Source organism: Mesorhizobium sp. M7A.F.Ca.MR.362.00.0.0, from assembly GCF_004023175.1.
Taxonomy (GTDB): Bacteria; Pseudomonadota; Alphaproteobacteria; order Rhizobiales; family Rhizobiaceae; genus Mesorhizobium.
In genome coordinates this window covers 1-376 of the sequence record NZ_RZTF01000689.1, presented here as the reverse complement: position 1 = coordinate 376, position 376 = coordinate 1, and the positions used below count along the sequence as shown (strand labels likewise).

Here is a 376-nt window from a genome sequence, read left to right as displayed (position 1 = left end):
CGCCATGCTATCGGCCGGTGATAGTTCCCGGTCGCCTCAAAGGCGCAGACCACAGGGCGGCCGTACGCCTGCAGCACTTCGATCAGATGGTCGTGCTCAACACGGGTGTTGAGGACCAAAAGGCGACGCCGGCGCTTGTGGCCCGGTGCTTCGATCAGCACTTCTGTCATTGCGCACCTTGGCAATGTCGATCGCTACCAGCACCGCGGCGGCGGGTGTAAAATCTGAAGTGGTCATGGTCGGTCTCTCCGGAATGGGTTGTGAACATTCACATTCTAGATAAACTTTGACTGGCCATGGCCGCCTCGACAGCGGTGCGCGCCTGCAGCGAAAAGCTGCGCGCACCGCTCTCTCGGTCGCCGCGGCTCCTTCATTC

The 376-nt window shown here is 60.9% G+C and carries 1 pseudogene; it reads right to left on the bottom strand.

What is annotated here, in order from left to right:
• Positions 1-237 (bottom strand): annotated as a pseudogene (locus EOC06_RS44535) (IS110 family transposase); the annotation flags it as partial.
• Between the last annotated feature and the right edge of the window lie 139 nt (positions 238-376).